We start from the raw sequence: 17341 nt of genomic DNA on the forward strand, positions 1-17341 counted from the left end.
GCGCAAACCTGCTACAACAGCACCATATTATCGCGATGAATCAATTCCGATTTTTCGATAAAGCCCAGTATTGCGACGATCTCGGATGATGGATGCCGCATAATCCGACGTGTTTCCGCGCTGGTGTAATTGCTGATGCCGCGTGCAATCGCACGCCCGTCACCACCCACACAGGTAATCACATCGCCGCGACCAAACTCTCCCAGCACCTCAGTGACGCCAATCGGCAATAACGACTTTCCTTCATTCGTCAGTTTTTGCACCGCACCAGCATCCAGTATTACCTTGCCAGCAGTCTTCAGGTGATCGGCCATCCATTGCTTGCGGGCCTTTAATTGGCCGGTCTGGGCATTTAATTGCGTACCAATCGCTTCGCCAGCAGCCAGCCGCGTGAGCACATCGGGCTCGCGGCCCCACGCAATCACGGTATGTGCGCCAGATGTCGCAGCACGCTTGGCCGCCAAAATTTTGGTGAACATCCCGCCGCGACCGATACCGGTACCCGCTTCGCCCGCCATCACTTCCAGCGTTGGATCCCCGGCTTGCGCCTCATGCACGAATTCGGCATCAGGATCTTTACGCGGATCGGCCGTAAACAAACCTTTTTGATCAGTCAAAATAATCAAGGCGTCGGCCTCAATCAGATTGGCAACCAGCGCGCCCAATGTATCGTTGTCACCAAACTTAATTTCATCGGTGACGACAGTGTCATTCTCATTGATGATCGGTATCACACCAAAACGTAGCAGCGTAAACAGCGTCGAGCGCGCATTCAGATACCGTTCGCGATCGGCCAGATCGGCATGGGTGAGCAACACTTGTGCAGTATGGATATCGTGCAGTCGAAAACTGGTTTCGTAAATTTGCGCCAACCCCATTTGTCCAACAGCCGCACAAGCCTGTAACTCATCAATACTAGTGGGGCGCTTATCGAATCCAAGCCGTTGCATACCTTCAGCAACAGCCCCCGAACTCACCAGAACGACTTCCTTACCCATCGCCCGCAATGCCGAAATCTGCGCAGCCCACGTGGCAATCGCAGCGTTATCGAGTCCCTTGCCGTCATTGGTGACCAGTGAGGAGCCGACTTTGATAATGAGACGTTTCGCTTTTTGAATGACGGAATGCATATATTGATCTGCCATAGCCGAGAACTCGGCGCTGAGAATAAAAAAAACCGACATGGAGCAGGTACGCTAGCCATATCGGTTCATCGGTGGAGAGTCTATTGGGCGACTCTCGACGTACAGTGTGCCGTAGCAGCCTTAATCAAGAATCTTAAAGCGTGGATCATCTGGATCAATAGACAGAATACCTTGCGCTTCTTCGGTCATTTGCGTTTCTTCAGAGCGATGTTCCGCCTGACGCTTCTCTGCCAGATAAGCATAAATATCGTTCACCAGTTCCGGGCAGCCAGAGTGATTCAGTGCCGAAATCTCAAAGACCGGGCCCTTCCAGCCAAAACGCTTCACGAAGTCTTTGACACGGCTCTTGCGTTCATCTTCCGGAACCACGTCCAACTTATTGAGCACCAACCAGCGCGGCTTATCAAACAGCGATTGATCGTACTTTTGTAGTTCCTTGACGATGGCTTTGGCTTCCTTGACCGGATCGACGGTCGCTTCAAAGGGTGCCAAATCGACGATGTGCAACAACAAACCGGTACGCTGCAAATGCTTCAGAAACTGAATACCCAATCCTGCGCCATCGGCTGCACCTTCAATCAGGCCGGGAATATCTGCAATGACGAAACTCTTTTCGTGACTAACGCGAACTACGCCAAGATTCGGATGCAAAGTCGTAAACGGATAATCCGCGATTTTTGGACGAGCGTTGGATACGGCAGTGATAAAGGTCGATTTACCAGCATTCGGCTGGCCTAGCAGACCAACATCAGCCAACACTTTAAGCTCAAGTCGCAAATCCCGACGTTCGCCTTCTTTACCATCACTTTTTTGACGTGGCGCACGATTGGTAGAGGTTTTAAAGTGAATATTGCCCCAGCCGCCCTCGCCGCCCTTTGCCAACATGACTTCTTGCCCATGTTCGGTCAAATCGGCAATGCTCTCACCAGTATTGATATCAATAATCAGCGTGCCGACTGGCATGCGTAATTTAATGTCGTCTGCGCCCTTGCCGTAGCAATCCGAGCCGCGACCATTTTCACCACGCCCGGCGCGATGCATCTTCGAGAAGCGGAAATCAACCAGAGTATTAATATTACGGTCGGCCACGGCCCAAATACTGCCGCCTTTGCCGCCATCACCGCCGTCCGGGCCGCCGAAAGGGCGGAATTTTTCACGCAAAAAACTCGCAACCCCATTGCCACCATCGCCGGCAATGACTTCGATTTTTGCTTCATCTATAAACTTCATTCGAAGGTGTCCTAATGAGATTGGAGGTAAATAATTCTGATGTGCCTGCCGGATGTCAGTACTTCCGGGGCTGGTTACTGGCTGAGTCGCCTTGTTGAAGTCTGCATAAAATATGTGCAACTCATGTGCAACTCATGTGCAACTTACGCAACAATTAACTACAGCTCTGCTTGATGCTGCTGTATTACCTCAGCTTTTGGCAATGATCGTCAGATTCACTAAGACGACGTCAATGTTGATACTTGCCAACAATGTCATTTAATCCAGCGCTTCTGTCATCTTACGCAAACAGCCAACAATTTTCCCGCTCAAAAACTAAAAAGGCTCTACCTGCGGCAGAGCCTTTCGCTACAAAGCTTGCGCCTCGCGCTTAGTTCAAACGCAAGTCGAAACTTACGCTGCTACAACAGTGACGTACTGACGCTTTGCAGCGCCCTTGATCACAAATTGTACTTTGCCTTGAATCAGTGCGAACAGGGTGTGATCCTTGCCCATGCCAACATTTTCGCCCGGATGCGTCTTAGTGCCGCGTTGACGAATAATGATGCCGCCAGCGTTAATCGCCTGGCCACCGTAGACCTTGACGCCGAGTCGTTTTGACTCTGAGTCACGGCCGTTGCGCGTAGTGCCGCCGCCTTTTTTATGTGCCATTTAAAACTCCTGATACTGGTTAAGTCAATCGACGTAATTTATTGCTAAATTAAGCGTTGATCGAAACGATTTGAATTTCGGTGTAATTTTGACGATGGCCTTGATGCTTCTGATAATGCTTACGACGACGCATTTTGAAGATCTTGACTTTATCGTGGCGACCTTGCGCCAATACCTTAACCAACACCGTAGCACCTTCGACCAATGGCGCCCCGACCTGCAGGGTTTCGCCAGCGCCAACTGCAAGCACTTGATCAATAGTGAGTTCGGTGCCAATGTCTGCAGGTATCTGTTCTATTTTAAGTTTTTCGCCGGCAATAACTTTATATTGTTTGCCACCGGTTTTTATGACCGCGTACATATGAAACCTCATCGAAATAATTGAAGAACTAACAACAATTCATCCTGCCCGTTAATGCCTAAATAATCCGTAAAAAGCCACCCCGAGCCGGGAGAACCTGAGATTATACATAGACTTGTTATCAGCGTCAAAAACTCTTGACAATTGCACTAAACACACATTACTTCCGTACCATTTTCGTCACGTAAACGCGGTTCTGTCGCACGGTCTTCGCCTGTAGCGTCGACAAGCTCTCAGCTAAAACAATTTTGTGTCAGTCCTCATATAATGACGACATTCTGAACTTTTAAAGGTATTGCCATGAGCGACGTACAAACGTGGATCAAAGAAACCGTGACCCAAAACCCAGTGGTTTTATTCATGAAAGGCACGGCACAATTTCCGCAATGCGGTTTTTCCGGTCGTGCCATTCAATTATTGAAAGCCAACGGCGCGGTCAACATTGTCACTATTAATGTGCTGGAAGACCCTGCTGTGCGCCAGGGCATCAAGGATTACTCTAACTGGCCAACCGTCCCGCAACTGTACGTCAAGGGCGAATTTGTTGGCGGCTCTGACATCATGAACGAAATGCATGAGTCCGGCGAATTGAAAACCTTGCTCTCTGCCTGAGACGCCCAATAGTGACGCCCGCCTCCCAGCCCTCCCCATTGCCGCGCCGACTGATCATTGCCATCACCGGCGCGACCGGGGTTGCTTATGGCGTCAGGCTGTTGCAATTTTTGCGCGAAATACCGGACATCGAATCGCATGTAATGATTTCCGATGCTGGCGTACTGAATTTGCATCAAGAGCTCGACATGCGCCGCAAAGAGGTCGAGGCGTTGGCTGATGTCACGCACAACGTACGCGATATCGGCGCCTCGATTGCCAGCGGCTCGTTTCAATCCGATGGCATGATCGTGGCCCCCTGCTCCATGAAAACGCTGGCGGCAGTCGCCAATGGCCTGTCCGACAATCTAATTACGCGTGCAGCAGACGTCGTTCTCAAAGAACGTCGCCGTTTGACGCTCATGGTGCGCGAAACGCCATTTAATCTGGCCCACTTGCGCAACATGACAAGTGTTACCGAGATGGGCGGCATTATTTTTCCACCGCTTCCCGGCTTTTATCATCGCCCCAAAACCATCAACGAAATGATCGACCACACCGTCGGTCGCGTGCTTGATCTGTATGGCGTAAGCCATGCGCTGACCCCGCGCTGGAATGGATTGAAGGCAGATAATCTGCCTTCACCGTAAGTTACTTTGACCGCCCGCCCAGCCACGCATTGCGCGTAGCAACTACGGCGACTGGCCCCGGCTCCGCATTCAAACCCAGCTGCGGCGTCGTATCAGCCAATAATTTCACGCTAAAAGTCAGCAGTTCATCGCGCCGAAATGCATGCACCGTCACCGCATCCCCAACCCGGTAGCGCGCAAGAATAACGTCCAGATTCGCCGTCACGCGAATGCCATCAATCGCCACCAAAACATCCCCGGCAGACAATCCTGCACGATGCGCAGCACCACCTTCATAGACGTTCAACAACTTGCATTCAGGACCGCCACGATTGGTACGTGCACCCAACCCCGGCTTGACTACTTTGCGGGTATCGGCCAGCGTCACGCCAGCCGACGTCAATAATTTTTCCAGCGGAAGATCGTCCGTCCCGCGCACATAACGATCAAAAAAGCGCTTAAGCTTGAGTCCGGTCACCGCATCAAACAAGGCCTCAACCGCAGTCTCCGTCACGCCCTGACCGACAGCCCCATTGCCAGCATAAAAATCGCGGCCATATTTCTGCCACAACGCACGCATGACATCGTCCAGCGATTTCTTGTTTTTAGTCTCGTTGCGGATCATCAAATCCAACGCCAACGCCACCAACGAGCCTTTGGTGTAATAACTGATGATCGCATTCGGTGCGTTCTCGTCCTGCCGATAATATTTAACCCACGCATCAAAGCTCGACTCAGCAATGCTTTGCTTGCGCCGACCGCTGCCAAGCAAGACGCCGTTAATCGTCCTGGTCACCAGCTTCAGATACGCGGCCTGATCGATCAAACCGCTACGGAACAACATCAAATCATCGTAATAACTGGTAAAGCCTTCAAACAGCCACAACAACGGCGTGTAATTCTCCACCTGCAAATCGTAAGGCGCAAACGCCGCTGGCTTAATGCGCTTCACATTCCAGGTATGAAAATACTCATGACTACAAAGACCAAGGAAAGTCCGATAACCGTCGCTGCACTCCGACTGCCCCTTGACCGGCAAATCGGCACGCGCGCAGATCAGCGCGGTCGATGCACGATGCTCAAGTCCGCCGTAGCCATCACCCACCGCCAAGGTCAAAAACACATAGCGCTGCATCGGCGCTTGTTTCGCAAACTTACCGCTCGGCTCAAAAAACGCAATCTGGGTCTCACAAATCTTTTTCAGATCCGCACTCAGTCGCGCCATATCCAGATTGGGCACATTGCCGGTAATGGCGATCTCGTGCGGCACCCCGTGCGCCTTAAACGTCGCCAGTTGAAACGTCCCCATCTCAACCGGATGATCAATCAGCTCATCGTAATCAGCGGCAACATAGCTCCCAAAAGCACCACGCTTGGCCGCCAAAGTCGGCAAGGCTGTCGCGATCCGCCAGCCATCATACTGCGCACCTTGCGGACGTTGAATATCCACCACGTGCGGGACATTCTCTTGCCCGACCACGCGCAGAAATACGCTGGTGCCGTTAAAAAATCCGTGCGTCTGATCCAGATGCGCAGCCCGCACCGACAAATCCCACGCATACACTTGATAGTGCAACGTCAGCGGCCCATCACATGGACCCGCTTGCCAGGAATGCTTATCGAGCTTTTTAAGCGCAATCGTCCGACCATTCGACTCACCCCGAATCTGCACGATATGCCGCGCAAATTCGCGGATCATGTAACTCCCCGGAATCCAGGCCGGTAACGCCACAATCTGCCCAACCGCAGCAGGCGCTGCGATCTCCAGCGTCACCGCAAATAAATGTGCCGCCGGATCAGCGGCCACAATGCTGTAATGCACAGCACTTTTATGTTTCGTTTTGACGATGGCGCTATTGGCCCCTGACAACGCCAACTTCGATCCGGTCGCCTTAGCGATTAATTTAGCGGCCGCCTTGGTTGGCTTGCCTGTCGATTTTTGAGTAGATGATTTTTGCATTAATTTAGGCACCAAGATTTCCCCTCACACCAGCAGCCAGCATTGCCAGCACCATGGCCCCAACCGCCACGCACGTTAATTTGTAGCGTAATTCAGTGAACCAGGCAGGCAAGCCATACCAGACGAACAAGCGCTTATCGACTTGATACGCAGCAATAAAACCGAGAATCAATAAGGTATAACCATACGCAAAGAACAGAGTCGAAAACCACGCAATCGTGGTCGGCATAATGCCCCAGATCAGCGCCTTTTTTGTCCGCTCAGCAGACAAATCGGCACGCAGCACCATCGCCCCCCAATGAATCCCGCCCAGAAACGACAACACCGCCACCCCGTACGCCATCTGCCCGCGAATAAAATCGCCCAGCCAATCCGGATTCACCAGCCAACAACCCAGCGTCAGCAATACGAATGGAATCAGTCCTGCATAGCCAAGGATCAGGATCAGGCGTTTATTCAAAAAATGTGGATTCATCGCGGCGGTGCCCGGTTAGTGTGGCGTGAAAAAAAGCCATTCTAACGGCATAGTCTGGTTTGCCAACGGCCCTATGGCGCAATCGGCAAAGAACGACTTAGGTATGTGGTATATCGGCGACGGTATCAATATCCTGAAAGATACCGACATCCTCAACAATAACCTCCACCACCGGAAAATGTTGCAACAACGCGCGCGCACCCTGATCGCCCTGCAGCGCTAATAAGCGCGACAAATGATAGCGACTGAAAGCAACCGGATTACCGCGCCGCTGACCGCACACCGGTACCGCAATATCCGCACCCTGCACCAAAGCCGCCTGCAACGCCCGAATAGTACCAACGTCAACAAAAGGCATATCGGCTAACGCAATCACCCATCCGGCAGCCGACGCAGTTTGCTGCACACCGGCCACCAGCGTGCTCGCCATCCCATCATCGGCATTTGCACATTCAAGCAAAGTGCAGCCATCGAGATGCTGCGCCAATTGCGCACTCACCGTATCGGCGCGGCAGACCACGTAAGTCGGCAGCACAGCCGACAATTGCGTTGCCGCACGCGCCAGAACCGTCTCACCGGATGGCAAACATTGCAGTAATTTGTTCTGCACCCCGGACGGATCAAACCGGCGTCCACGTCCTGCTGCCAGCAAAATGCCGACAATTTGGAGGGTACTTGTATCAGAAGGAGGCATACGAACTTAATAAGCTCAGTAAGCTCAGTGCGGGGGATCCGCAGCAAACGCCATCACACCAGCGTCGCAGGATACCCCCGGAAAAACATATTGCCATTGACACACTGCATTCATGCTTGCTTGCGCCATGTTAAAAACACGAATCAATTTCCGTTATTTAATAGTGGCAAACTTGGCCTCAAGCGCCTTCGCATCAACATACCCCGGAATCCGCGAACCATCGGCAAAGATGATCGTCGGCGTGCCAGTCACGTTAAGTTCCTTCCCAAGAGCCAAAATCTTCTCGTTAGGATTCGTCATGCAACTTGCCGCCGCCGTCGCCGGTACTTTTCCATTCAACATCCAATCGCTCCACGCCTGATACCGGTCCGTGCTGCACCAGACATCCTTAGACTTCACTGCAGAGTCCGGCGACAAAATGTTGTACATAAACGTATACATAGTGACGTTATCGATATCCTTGAATGCATGGTGGAATTTTTTGCAATAACCGCAATTTGGATCTTCAAACACGGCGATAACACGCTTACCGTTGCCCTTCACCGACTTCACAGCCAGGTCGAGTGGCAAATCGGAAAATTTCACCTTGCTGATTTCATCCATACGCTCTTTAGTGAAATCCCGCGAACTCTCCGCGTCCAGAATGCGACCGACGAACATATATTTAGCATTAGCGTCAGTATAAAAAATATCCTTACCGACGCGGACTTCAAACATCCCCAAATACGGCGTTTTAGTCACGGCATCAACTTTGACGCCATCCCCCAAACGCGGCTCGATCACACTTTTAATCTTCGCTTCCTGCGGCGTCTCAGCGATAGCCGCCGTCATCATCGATCCCATCACCACAGCCAATAAAATCGATGTCAAATAACCTGATTTTCGAACCTGCATCACAACTCCCTTAATTTTTATCCAATAGATGACCAAAAGCCTGGCCCATCAAACGCCGCTTTAAGACCGGCAGTCTGTCCAGCAAGTTCAACCCCACATTGCGCGCCAAGCGCAGCGGCGCAATATCGAGCCCGAATACGCGCTCCAAACCATCAGTCGCCAACTGCATCAAAAAAATCTCTTCCTTACGCGCCCGCGCATAACGCGCCAGCGTAGCCGCATCCCCACAATCGCGCTGCGGCCCACGCTCACACAACACCTTGATCAAGGCAGCAATATCGCCAAAACCCAGATTCATCCCCTGCCCTGCAAGCGGATGAATCGCATGCGCCGCATCGCCAATCAAGGCCACGCGCGGCGCCACCAGCGCATGACTACGAATCAACGACAGAGGAAAACTCTGCATCACCTCGGGCAACAACGGCCGCAATTGCCCCAACTGTTCACCCGCCAGCGCAGACAAGCGCAGCGCCAGTTGCGATAACGACTCGCCCGCCAAAGTCGCCGCCAGCGTCTCCGGCGCAGACCACACCAGCGACACGCGCTGTCCCGGCAAGGGCAACAACGCGACAATGCCCTCATCGGCCGTAAACCATTGATGCGCAACACCATGATGCGCATGCTCAGTCTCAAAATTAGCCACGATCGCACGCTGATGATACGGACGATAATCGATCCCGATATCGCATTGATTGCGCACCCAGGATTGCGCGCCATCAGCACCTACCAACAACGCAGCAGAAAGCTGCCCCCCATCTTCCAACGCCAACGTAGCCCCATCCGCATCCACCGTCATCCGCTCAGCACGCCCATGCACCACCCGCACGTTATGCGCAAACTTCAACGCCGCATCCAGCGCCTGATTCAAATTGCGGTCTTCAACAATCCACGCCAGCGCACCGGTACGCGCACTAAAAGCATCAAAATGAATACTCCCGGCACCAGCCTCCGCCCCACCCTTCACCAGCATGCTCTCCACAGGCGCAATACGAGAATCGTCCAGCGCATCCCACACCTTCAATCCCGCCAACAGATTCCGTGCAACGTGATTAAGCGCATACACCCGCGTATCCCAACCGACCAAGTGTTCATCGGAGCGATGTTTAGTATGGACACTCCCCTCTCGCGGCGCGCCCAACAACGTCACCGAAAACCCCGCCTGCGCCAATCCCAACGCCGCAGCCTTGCCAACGGCACCATTGCCGATAATGCAAATATCGCTGCGAGAAGTATTTCCCGCAGCGATATTCGTTGGTGTCATTTGCGCCGCAGCACCTGGGCCTGCGCTCTTAAAAGGTCGTCTGAAATCAGTCATGGCAGCATTATAACGATTTGCTCCCGCAAATAATTCAGGCAGCCCTTTCGGCTTCATTTAAAAAAATGTCATAAGGTGTTTGCGAAAACAAAATGTCTTGCTATAATTCCGCTCCTTGGCCTGGTAGCTCAGTCGGTAGAGCAGAGGATTGAAAATCCTTGTGTCGGTGGTTCGATTCCGCCCCGGGCCACCAAGATGAACATCTTACAAAAACGCCAACCTTCGGGTTGGCGTTTTTGTTTGTTAACCTCGCTATTCTCGTGTCCGATCAATTTCAGATTGCTCTGCAAAAGTCACCTCACGCGATGCTAGCCCGATGTACGCCCAACTTCAGGCCAGCAGCAGCCAGCACAGCCAGCAATGTCTTGATAGTCGGGTTGCCGCTTGGCGATAACGCGCGATACAAACTTTCACGCGGAATACCTGCGCGCTCGGCAACAGCGGCCATGCCCTGGGCTTCTGCCACATGACGAAGGGCCGCTAGCAGGGCTTTACGTCCGCCCGCCTGGTCTGCTTCCTCTAGTGCAGCAGCAAGGTATTCATCGGCAAAAGAAGGGTCTTCGCGCAACAATTCCACCACGGCGTCGTCGTGAAGGCGAGATGTTTGATTCATGATGTATTTCTCCGATTCCAGTCGTTCCAGTACATAAGAGCGGTATCAATGTCGGCTTGTTGTTTGCGTTTGTCACCGCCGATTAACAACAGCACTAATTCTTTACCGGCACGTGCGTAATACACGCGATACCCGGGCCCGTGGTCAATGCGTAATTCCCACACGCCATTGATAAGCGGTTTGCAATCGCCAAAGTTTCCCGTAGCCATTCGTTGTAACCGCACTAGTATACGTGCCCGTGCCTGACGGTCAGCAAGTCCAGCCAACCAGTTTTTTAAAGGGTCGCGCCCATCTTGGGTTAAGTAATCTTTTATTTCATACATAGCTTATTGTGAATTATACGTTACAGTTTTGAAAATTCAAGTATCACGACTTTACGGTGCTCTCATTGCAGCCGCGGACTGAACATGCACAGGCGCAGTCCTACACCGCAATTCCGCTTGCAACATGTCATACGCGCTTTGCTCTGCCAACCATATCCGGGCGTCACCGCCACGCTCCACACCGAGCCATGCCTCAATACGCAAGGCCATTTCAGGCGAGATAGCGGCGCGACCATTGAGCACGCGGGAAAGCATCACCCGGTTCACGTCGCGTTGTTGCGCAGCCTCGGTCACGGAAAGCCCAAGCGCTGGCAACACGCAGTCGCGTAGAGTTAGTCCTGGATGTAGCGGGTTAAACATGCGTGCCATAGTCAATTCTCCTTATGAATAGTCTTGATAATCTTTACCGAAAAATGCCCCTTAAAGTTACTGCGCAGCTGACGCAAACCCCGACTCGGAAAGAAAAATGGCCTACACAGATGTAAGCCATTTTCCGTATCAGATACCTGAGTCAGGTTAGAGAACCAAGATCAAAAACCAAACCCGCTCCAGCCGCCACCCTCATCACAAATGCTTAACAACCCCCAGCTTAAAAAACAGCACTAAATACGCAATCGGCCAGAAAATAAGCGACCGCAACTTACTGCCAGATACATTCTCGAGAGTGTTGTAGATCGGATGCCATTCAATTAGCCTACGTAGTACCAAACGATTCATGATGAACCCGAACACAAAATAGGCAATGAACGCAATCTCGCCAGGAAACCACGTGAACACACTCGCCAATTTGATAAGGGAGAAGAGCCCGATCAAGAGCATCACGTAAATCCCAACTCCCTTACTAATAGTCATTTGCGCAACCCGCGCTTGCACTTCTGCATCTGACATATTGATCTCCTTTATGTGTATGAAAGGGGGCTATCCTACATTTTAGGTTGCACCCAAACACCTTTAAAACGCCCAAATTGATTGCGACAAATGAAAACGCCAACCCTTGCAGATTGGCGTTTTCATCATCCGTCGTCATTACCGGGAACTGTTGGCGCAAGGGTTTTCATTGCCCCCCATCACTCGTCCCCAACACCCCATACATCCCCGGCCTCCGATCACGAAACAAAGCCCAACCCTCCCGCTCCCGCCTGCATTGCTCCAAATCAAACGTATGCACAAGCACCGCCTCCTCCTCCCGCCCCGCCTCGGCAACCTTATCCCCAGTCCCATCCGTCATAAAACTGCGGCCATGAAACGTCACGCTAAGCGGGGCCTGCTGCGCGTTTCCTTTCCCGGTTTCCTCCCCGATCCGATTAGCGCACACCACCGGCACCATATTGGCAGCAGCATGGCCTTGCATGGTGCGTTGCCAGTGTCCTGAACAATCCAACGCCGTCAAAATCGGGTCACTGCCGATGATGGTCGGGAAGCATAAAATTTCCGCGCCCATTAACGCCATCGCGCGTGCTGTTTCGGGGAACCATTGATCCCAGCAAATACCGATACCGATGCGACCGAATTCTGTGTCCCAGACTTTGAAACCGGTGTCGCCGGGGGTGAAATAGTATTTTTCGGAGTATCCCGGATTGTTGGGAATATGAGTTTTGCGATAGATGCCAAGGTTACTTCCATCGGCGTCAAACACGGCCACAGAGTTATAAAACACATTGCCAGCCCGCTCGAAAAATCCAACCGGCAGCACAATCTCCAATTCCGCCGCCAGGCGACCGAAGCGTGTCAGCTTTTGGTTATGCGCGAGCGGCTCGGCGAGGTCGAAATGGGCGTTGTTTTGATCGATGCAAAAATAGGGGCTCATAAACAGCTCCGGGCAGAGCACCAGATTGGCGCCTTTGGTGGCGGCTTTGCGAATCAAGCCTTCGGCGCGATCCATATTACGTTCCAGATCCCAATCGCCGGAAGCCATCTGGATGGCTGCAACGGTGACTAAACGCGATGTCAAATGGCATGTCATATCTCAGATCTCCTTGGTCACATTACGAAAAACGCAAAGGTTGCGTCAGAGACCCAACCTTTGCGTTAGCTGCACATCGCTAAACTAAACAGCACAGTACTGTGACAAGAATCCGTTGATAAGTGTCGTTACGGTTACCGTAACAACCAAACGCCATCAAGAAAAGGCGCTTTATACACGTCAGCGCCAACAACCATCACCCCTCAAACCCCACAGGATTGAGCGACTGCCATTTCCACGAATCCGCACACATCGCCGCTAAATCTTTCTCCGCACGCCAGTCAAGCAACTCCGCCGCCAGACTCGGATCGGCATAGCACGATGCGATATCGCCCGGACGGCGCGGGACGATCTCGAAGGGGATAGGCTGAGCGCTGGCTTTTTCATACGCGGCGATCACTTCGAGCACGCTATAACCGCAGCCGGTGCCGATATTGGCGGTAAAACTTTGCTCCTTGCGTTGCAGATACGCCAACGCGGCAAGATGCGCTTTCGCCAGATCAACGACGTGAATATAGTCGCGCACGCCAGTACCATCAACGGTCGGATAGTCGCCACCAAACACCGATAACTTCGCCGACCGTTTGGCTGCCACGCGCGCGATATACGGCATCAGATTGTTAGGCGTGCCACGCGGGTCCTCGCCAATTAAACCGCTTTCATGCGCGCCCACAGGGTTGAAATAGCGCAGAAAAGCAACTTTCCAACTCTCGTCAGCATGCGCCAAATCCCGTAGCATCTGCTCCCCCATTAACTTGGTCTGTCCATACGGATTGGTCGCCGATAAAGGAAAATCCTCCCGAATCGGAACGGTCGCCGGATTGCCGTACACCGTCGCCGATGAGCTAAACACCAATTGACGTGCGCCAGCGGTTTGCATCGCACCGCACAGCGTGAGCAAGGCCCCCAGATTGTTAGCGTAATACTCCACCGGTTTAGCCACCGACTCGCCCACCGATTTAAGGGCCGCAAAATGAATCGCAGCGCTAATACGGTGGTCGTTAAATAACTGCTCTGTAGCGCTGCGATCGCATAAATCAGCTTCCACAAAATGCGGCGTTTTTCCGGTGATTTTTTTAATGCGCTCCAGCACAACCGGGCTGCTATTGACCAGATTGTCAACGCCGACAACTTCATAACCGGCGTCCAGCAGCGCAACCCAGGTATGGGAGCCGATATAACCGGTCGCTCCCGTGAGGAGAATAGTTGACTTATCAGAAGAGATCATAAAACCTTCAATCAAATGAAAAAGTTATTATTAAAATTAAATATATTTTAATAACTATTAAAGAATGTATTTAAATAACATTAATTATAATTATTACTAAAAAATTACCATAATTTATATTAAAATTTCTACGGAGAAACTATAACAATGCCGCATGGAAATAATATTTACACAAATCAAAATATTACCTATTCGCCAAAAAATAGAATTTTGATTTTTAACCAGAAAAGGTGTACTTTGCTGTCTACCAAAACACAAGCACAATATAACTCATTGATTTTTAATGATTTTTATTATTAATAAATAAGGTTTTATAAATAAATTAGTTAATTTATTGTTATAAATAAATATTCACTGACGTTATTTTGCAACGCTGACTGCATTATTTCCACGACTCAGCAAAATTAGAGAGAATATACTAAAACACATATTTTAAAGCGACTAATTCACACCCCTGGGTGTCATGACGACGGGAAAAACCGATGCGGCTTTCCACTATCTGGATACACCAAATTTATTATCTTTCAATACTTCTTTCTATTCTATTTATATTATCAACTGGCAACACACGCGCTACCGAAAACACACCACTTCAATTAAATACGCCATCGAATTACGCTTTTTATTACGGCAATAAACCGCCCATTGCCGAGTTACAGGCTTTCGACAATGTCGTGCTCGATCCCGATAGCAATATCAACCCAAACAACATTAATAGCCCCCATACCCAATGGCTGGCCTACGTCAGCGTGGGCGAAGTTGCGCCTGGACGAACCTATGCCAAAACTATCCCACCGGCATGGTTTATCGGGCAAAACACCCTTTGGAAAGCCAAAGTCATCGATCAATCCGCTCCCGGATGGCCAGCGTTTTTCGTCGCCAACATCATCGCCCCGCTATGGGATCGCGGCTTTCGCGGATTTTTCCTCGACACGCTGGACTCCTATCAACTCGTCGCCAACACCCCCGACAGTATCGCGCAACAACAAGCCGGTCTGATCAACGTCATCAAGGCCATCAAAGTCCGCTATCCCGATGCCAAGCTGATCTTCAACCGCGGCTTTGACATCCTGCCAGCGGTCGGCAATCTGGCCTCCGCCATCGCCCTTGAATCGCTCTACAGCGGCTGGGACCAGGCCAGCCAACGCTACACCGCCGTACCTGAACCGGATCGGCAATGGCTGCTCGCTCAGATCAAAACGCTACAAGACAGCTACCGCTTGCCGGTCATCGCCATCGACTATTGCGCCCCGGGCGATCACGCTTGCGCCGAGAGCACCGTGGCACGCATCACCGCATTGGGCATCACGCCCTACGTCACCGACGGTGCGCTGCAAACCGTCGGAACCGGGCGCATTACGGTCATCCCGCGCCGCATTCTGATCGTGCAAAATCTGGCCGACGACATCAATATCGACAATTCCGACGGCGTGCGTTTTCTCACCATGCCGCTCAACTACCTCGGCTACAAAGTCGAATACGCCGACACCAAAGACGACTTACCTGAAAATATTACGTCCGACGTCTACGCCGGCATCATTGTATGGGCCAACGGCAACATGGGTACGTCCACGCCCACATTTATTCGCTGGTTAAAAAACAGCATGAAAACCGGCGTGCGCGTGGCCTTCATGAATCAGTTTGGCGCACCGGTCGATAGCGCACTCGGGCAACTACTGGGCTTAAAGTCTGTCCCCGGTCGTCCTGCCAGTCCCCTCACCATCGCCTCGAAAGATCCGATGATCGGCTTTGAAATCATGCCACCCGGTGAACGCCGCGATACCCTCGGCGTACAAGCCGGACGCGGCAGCACCTCACTGCTGCGACTGCAAGCCGGGACCTACGCAGTAGACGCCGCCGCCATCACGCCGTGGGGCGGCTATGTTTTATCGCCCTACGCGGTATTGGCGCTCGATGATATTCAACAAAACAAATGGGCGACAGACCCCTTGGCATTTTTCCGTCGCGCCTTAAATTTGTCGCTCATTCCCGTCCCCGACACCACCACCGAAAACGGTCGCCGCCTGCTCATGGCCCATGTTGACGGCGATGGCTATGCATCGCGCAACGAGTTTTTCCCCGGCGGTTTTCCCGGTGAATCGCTGTATAAAAACATCTGGGAAAAATACAAAATCCCGACCACGCTATCGATCATCGAAGGCGAAGTCGGCGCGCAGGGAATGTACCCCAACTTGACGCCACAACTCGAAGCGCTCGCCAAACGCATGTTTGCCCTGCCCTACGTTGAAATCGGCAGCCACACCTATTCGCACCCCTTCGAATGGGACGCCAGCGTCAAGCATCAAAAGATCTCCGAAGGCAAAACCGGCGCGGTATTAACCGAGGACTTTCACCTCAACATCCCCGGCTACGTCTACAACCTCGACCGCGAAATCGCCGGAACTATTGGCTACATCAACAACACCCTGACCACCAGGAACAAGCCGGTCGCCATCTTGCTATGGCCGGGCAGCTGCGACCCACCGGCCGAAGCGCTCAGAAAAGTCTACGCCGCAGGCGTACTCAACATGAACGGCGGCGACACCCTGATCACCAAAACCAATCCAAGCTGGACCGCCATTGCGCCGTTGGGCGTCAACAAAGGCCCCGGCGCGTATCAAATCTACGCACCCAACCAGAACGAAGACCTCTACACCAATGAATGGACCGGCCCCTTCTACGGCTTCGAGCGCGTCATCGAAACCTTTCAAATGACCGACACGCCCATCCGTTTTAAGCCGGTCGATATCTACTATCACATGTACAGCGGCACCAAACTCGCCGCCCTCAAAGCGCTGCAAAAGGTCTACGACTACGCGTTAGCGCAACCTAATTTCCCGGTGTATGCCACCGAATACGTACGCAAAGTCATCGACTTTGAAAACCTGTCGATTGCCCGCGCGGGCGACAACTGGATCATCCGCGGCGCAGGCGATTTACGCACCATCCGCATCCCATCCGGCGCAACACCCAATCTCGCCAGCGCCGAAGGGGTCGCCGGATACGCGCCGGGGCCGGGCGGCACTTACGTCCATCTGACGGGCAACACGGCCCGATTTTCCATCGGGACCACGCACGCCGATGGTCCTTATCTGGATGACGCCAACGGACGCATTGCGAATTTAGTGCGCACCGGCAACACGCTGTCGTTCGACTTCAGCTCGCATGTCCGACCAATCCTGCGCTTAGCCCAAGCGGCGCAATGCACGGTCACCGTCAACGGTAAACAAACCCGCTTGATACAAGAAAACTTACTAAGCCGCATTGAT

General features: G+C 52.2%; 18 protein-coding genes and 1 tRNA gene. 4 read left to right on the forward strand and 15 right to left on the reverse strand.

From position 1 onward, the window contains the following. Positions 1–11: 11 nt before the first annotated feature. From proB to rplU, 4 genes are all read right to left on the reverse strand, one after another. Positions 12–1130: a glutamate 5-kinase gene (proB, locus tag ACVBEF_RS11715; protein ID WP_447124140.1), complete on the reverse strand. Its 1119-nt coding sequence runs from the start codon at positions 1128–1130 to the stop codon at positions 12–14. Positions 1131–1265: 135 nt separating this feature from the next. Further along, positions 1266–2375 carry a GTPase ObgE gene (obgE, locus tag ACVBEF_RS11720; RefSeq protein WP_447124121.1) on the reverse strand — a complete coding sequence of 370 codons (1110 nt, stop codon included), beginning with the start codon at positions 2373–2375 and terminating at the stop codon, positions 1266–1268. Between the two features lie 393 nt (positions 2376–2768). Continuing rightward, complete coding sequence (rpmA, locus tag ACVBEF_RS11725; protein ID WP_447124122.1) at positions 2769–3026, reverse strand: 50S ribosomal protein L27; 258 nt, start codon at positions 3024–3026, stop codon at positions 2769–2771. Positions 3027–3075: 49 nt separating this feature from the next. Next, positions 3076–3387 carry a 50S ribosomal protein L21 gene (gene rplU / locus ACVBEF_RS11730; RefSeq protein ID WP_447124123.1) on the reverse strand — a complete coding sequence of 104 codons (312 nt, stop codon included), beginning with the start codon at positions 3385–3387 and terminating at the stop codon, positions 3076–3078. Positions 3388–3687: 300 nt separating this feature from the next. On the opposite strand from rplU, the gene grxD reads away from it, so the two are divergent. Both grxD and ACVBEF_RS11740 read left to right on the forward strand, forming a co-directional pair. Further along, entirely contained in the window at positions 3688–3999 is a 312-nt protein-coding gene (gene grxD / locus ACVBEF_RS11735; RefSeq protein WP_447124124.1) for a Grx4 family monothiol glutaredoxin, read from the forward strand. 11 nt (positions 4000–4010) lie between these two features. After that, a complete protein-coding gene (locus tag ACVBEF_RS11740; protein ID WP_447124125.1) occupies positions 4011–4628 on the forward strand; it encodes a UbiX family flavin prenyltransferase in 618 nt (205 codons plus the stop codon). Position 4629: 1 nt separating this feature from the next. Here the strand turns inward: ACVBEF_RS11740 and ACVBEF_RS11745 are convergent, their stop codons facing one another. The 5 genes from ACVBEF_RS11745 to ACVBEF_RS11765 form a co-directional block, all read right to left on the reverse strand. Next, positions 4630–6567, reverse strand: coding sequence for a M61 family metallopeptidase (locus tag ACVBEF_RS11745; RefSeq protein ID WP_447124126.1), 1938 nt, complete (start codon positions 6565–6567; stop codon positions 4630–4632). Positions 6568–6571: 4 nt separating this feature from the next. Beyond that, positions 6572–7042 (reverse strand): DUF3429 domain-containing protein, encoded by a 471-nt coding sequence (locus ACVBEF_RS11750; RefSeq protein WP_447124127.1) that lies wholly within the window; start codon positions 7040–7042, stop codon positions 6572–6574. Between the two features lie 97 nt (positions 7043–7139). Next, positions 7140–7736: a nucleotidyltransferase family protein gene (locus ACVBEF_RS11755; protein WP_447124128.1), complete on the reverse strand. Its 597-nt coding sequence runs from the start codon at positions 7734–7736 to the stop codon at positions 7140–7142. A 153-nt stretch (positions 7737–7889) separates the two neighbouring features. Further along, on the reverse strand, positions 7890–8630 hold the full coding sequence (locus ACVBEF_RS11760) for a DsbC family protein (protein WP_447124129.1): 741 nt from the start codon (positions 8628–8630) through the stop codon (positions 7890–7892). A 10-nt stretch (positions 8631–8640) separates the two neighbouring features. Then, positions 8641–9891 (reverse strand): FAD-dependent monooxygenase, encoded by a 1251-nt coding sequence (locus tag ACVBEF_RS11765; protein ID WP_447124130.1) that lies wholly within the window; start codon positions 9889–9891, stop codon positions 8641–8643. A gap of 171 nt (positions 9892–10062) precedes the next feature. Here ACVBEF_RS11765 and ACVBEF_RS11770 point away from each other — a divergent pair. Next, positions 10063–10138: transfer RNA gene (locus ACVBEF_RS11770), tRNA-Phe, on the forward strand. A 105-nt stretch (positions 10139–10243) separates the two neighbouring features. On the opposite strand, the gene ACVBEF_RS11775 is transcribed toward ACVBEF_RS11770, so the two are convergent. From ACVBEF_RS11775 to galE, 6 genes are all read right to left on the reverse strand, one after another. Beyond that, the gene (locus ACVBEF_RS11775; protein WP_447124131.1) at positions 10244–10558 is read right to left on the reverse strand and encodes an addiction module antidote protein; all 315 of its coding nucleotides are present in this window, start codon (positions 10556–10558) and stop codon (positions 10244–10246) included. Next, positions 10555–10881, reverse strand: a complete 327-nt coding sequence (locus tag ACVBEF_RS11780) for a type II toxin-antitoxin system RelE/ParE family toxin (protein WP_447124132.1) — start codon at positions 10879–10881, stop codon at positions 10555–10557. Before ACVBEF_RS11780 ends, ACVBEF_RS11775 begins: the two co-directional genes overlap by 4 nt. Before the next feature lie 51 nt (positions 10882–10932). Continuing rightward, complete coding sequence (locus ACVBEF_RS11785) at positions 10933–11250, reverse strand: HigA family addiction module antitoxin (RefSeq protein WP_447124133.1); 318 nt, start codon at positions 11248–11250, stop codon at positions 10933–10935. A gap of 195 nt (positions 11251–11445) precedes the next feature. Then, positions 11446–11769 (reverse strand): hypothetical protein, encoded by a 324-nt coding sequence (locus ACVBEF_RS11790; protein WP_447124134.1) that lies wholly within the window; start codon positions 11767–11769, stop codon positions 11446–11448. 166 nt (positions 11770–11935) lie between these two features. After that, positions 11936–12844, reverse strand: coding sequence for an N-carbamoylputrescine amidase (aguB, locus tag ACVBEF_RS11795; RefSeq protein WP_447124135.1), 909 nt, complete (start codon positions 12842–12844; stop codon positions 11936–11938). Between the two features lie 196 nt (positions 12845–13040). Next, positions 13041–14072 (reverse strand): UDP-glucose 4-epimerase GalE, encoded by a 1032-nt coding sequence (gene galE, locus ACVBEF_RS11800; RefSeq protein WP_447124136.1) that lies wholly within the window; start codon positions 14070–14072, stop codon positions 13041–13043. 482 nt (positions 14073–14554) lie between these two features. On the opposite strand from galE, the gene ACVBEF_RS11805 reads away from it, so the two are divergent. Next, positions 14555–17341, forward strand: a 2787-nt coding sequence (locus tag ACVBEF_RS11805) for a bifunctional glycoside hydrolase 114/ polysaccharide deacetylase family protein (RefSeq protein ID WP_447124137.1), incomplete at its 3' end; no start/stop codon positions are given.

Source organism: Glaciimonas sp. GG7 (assembly GCF_052976905.1).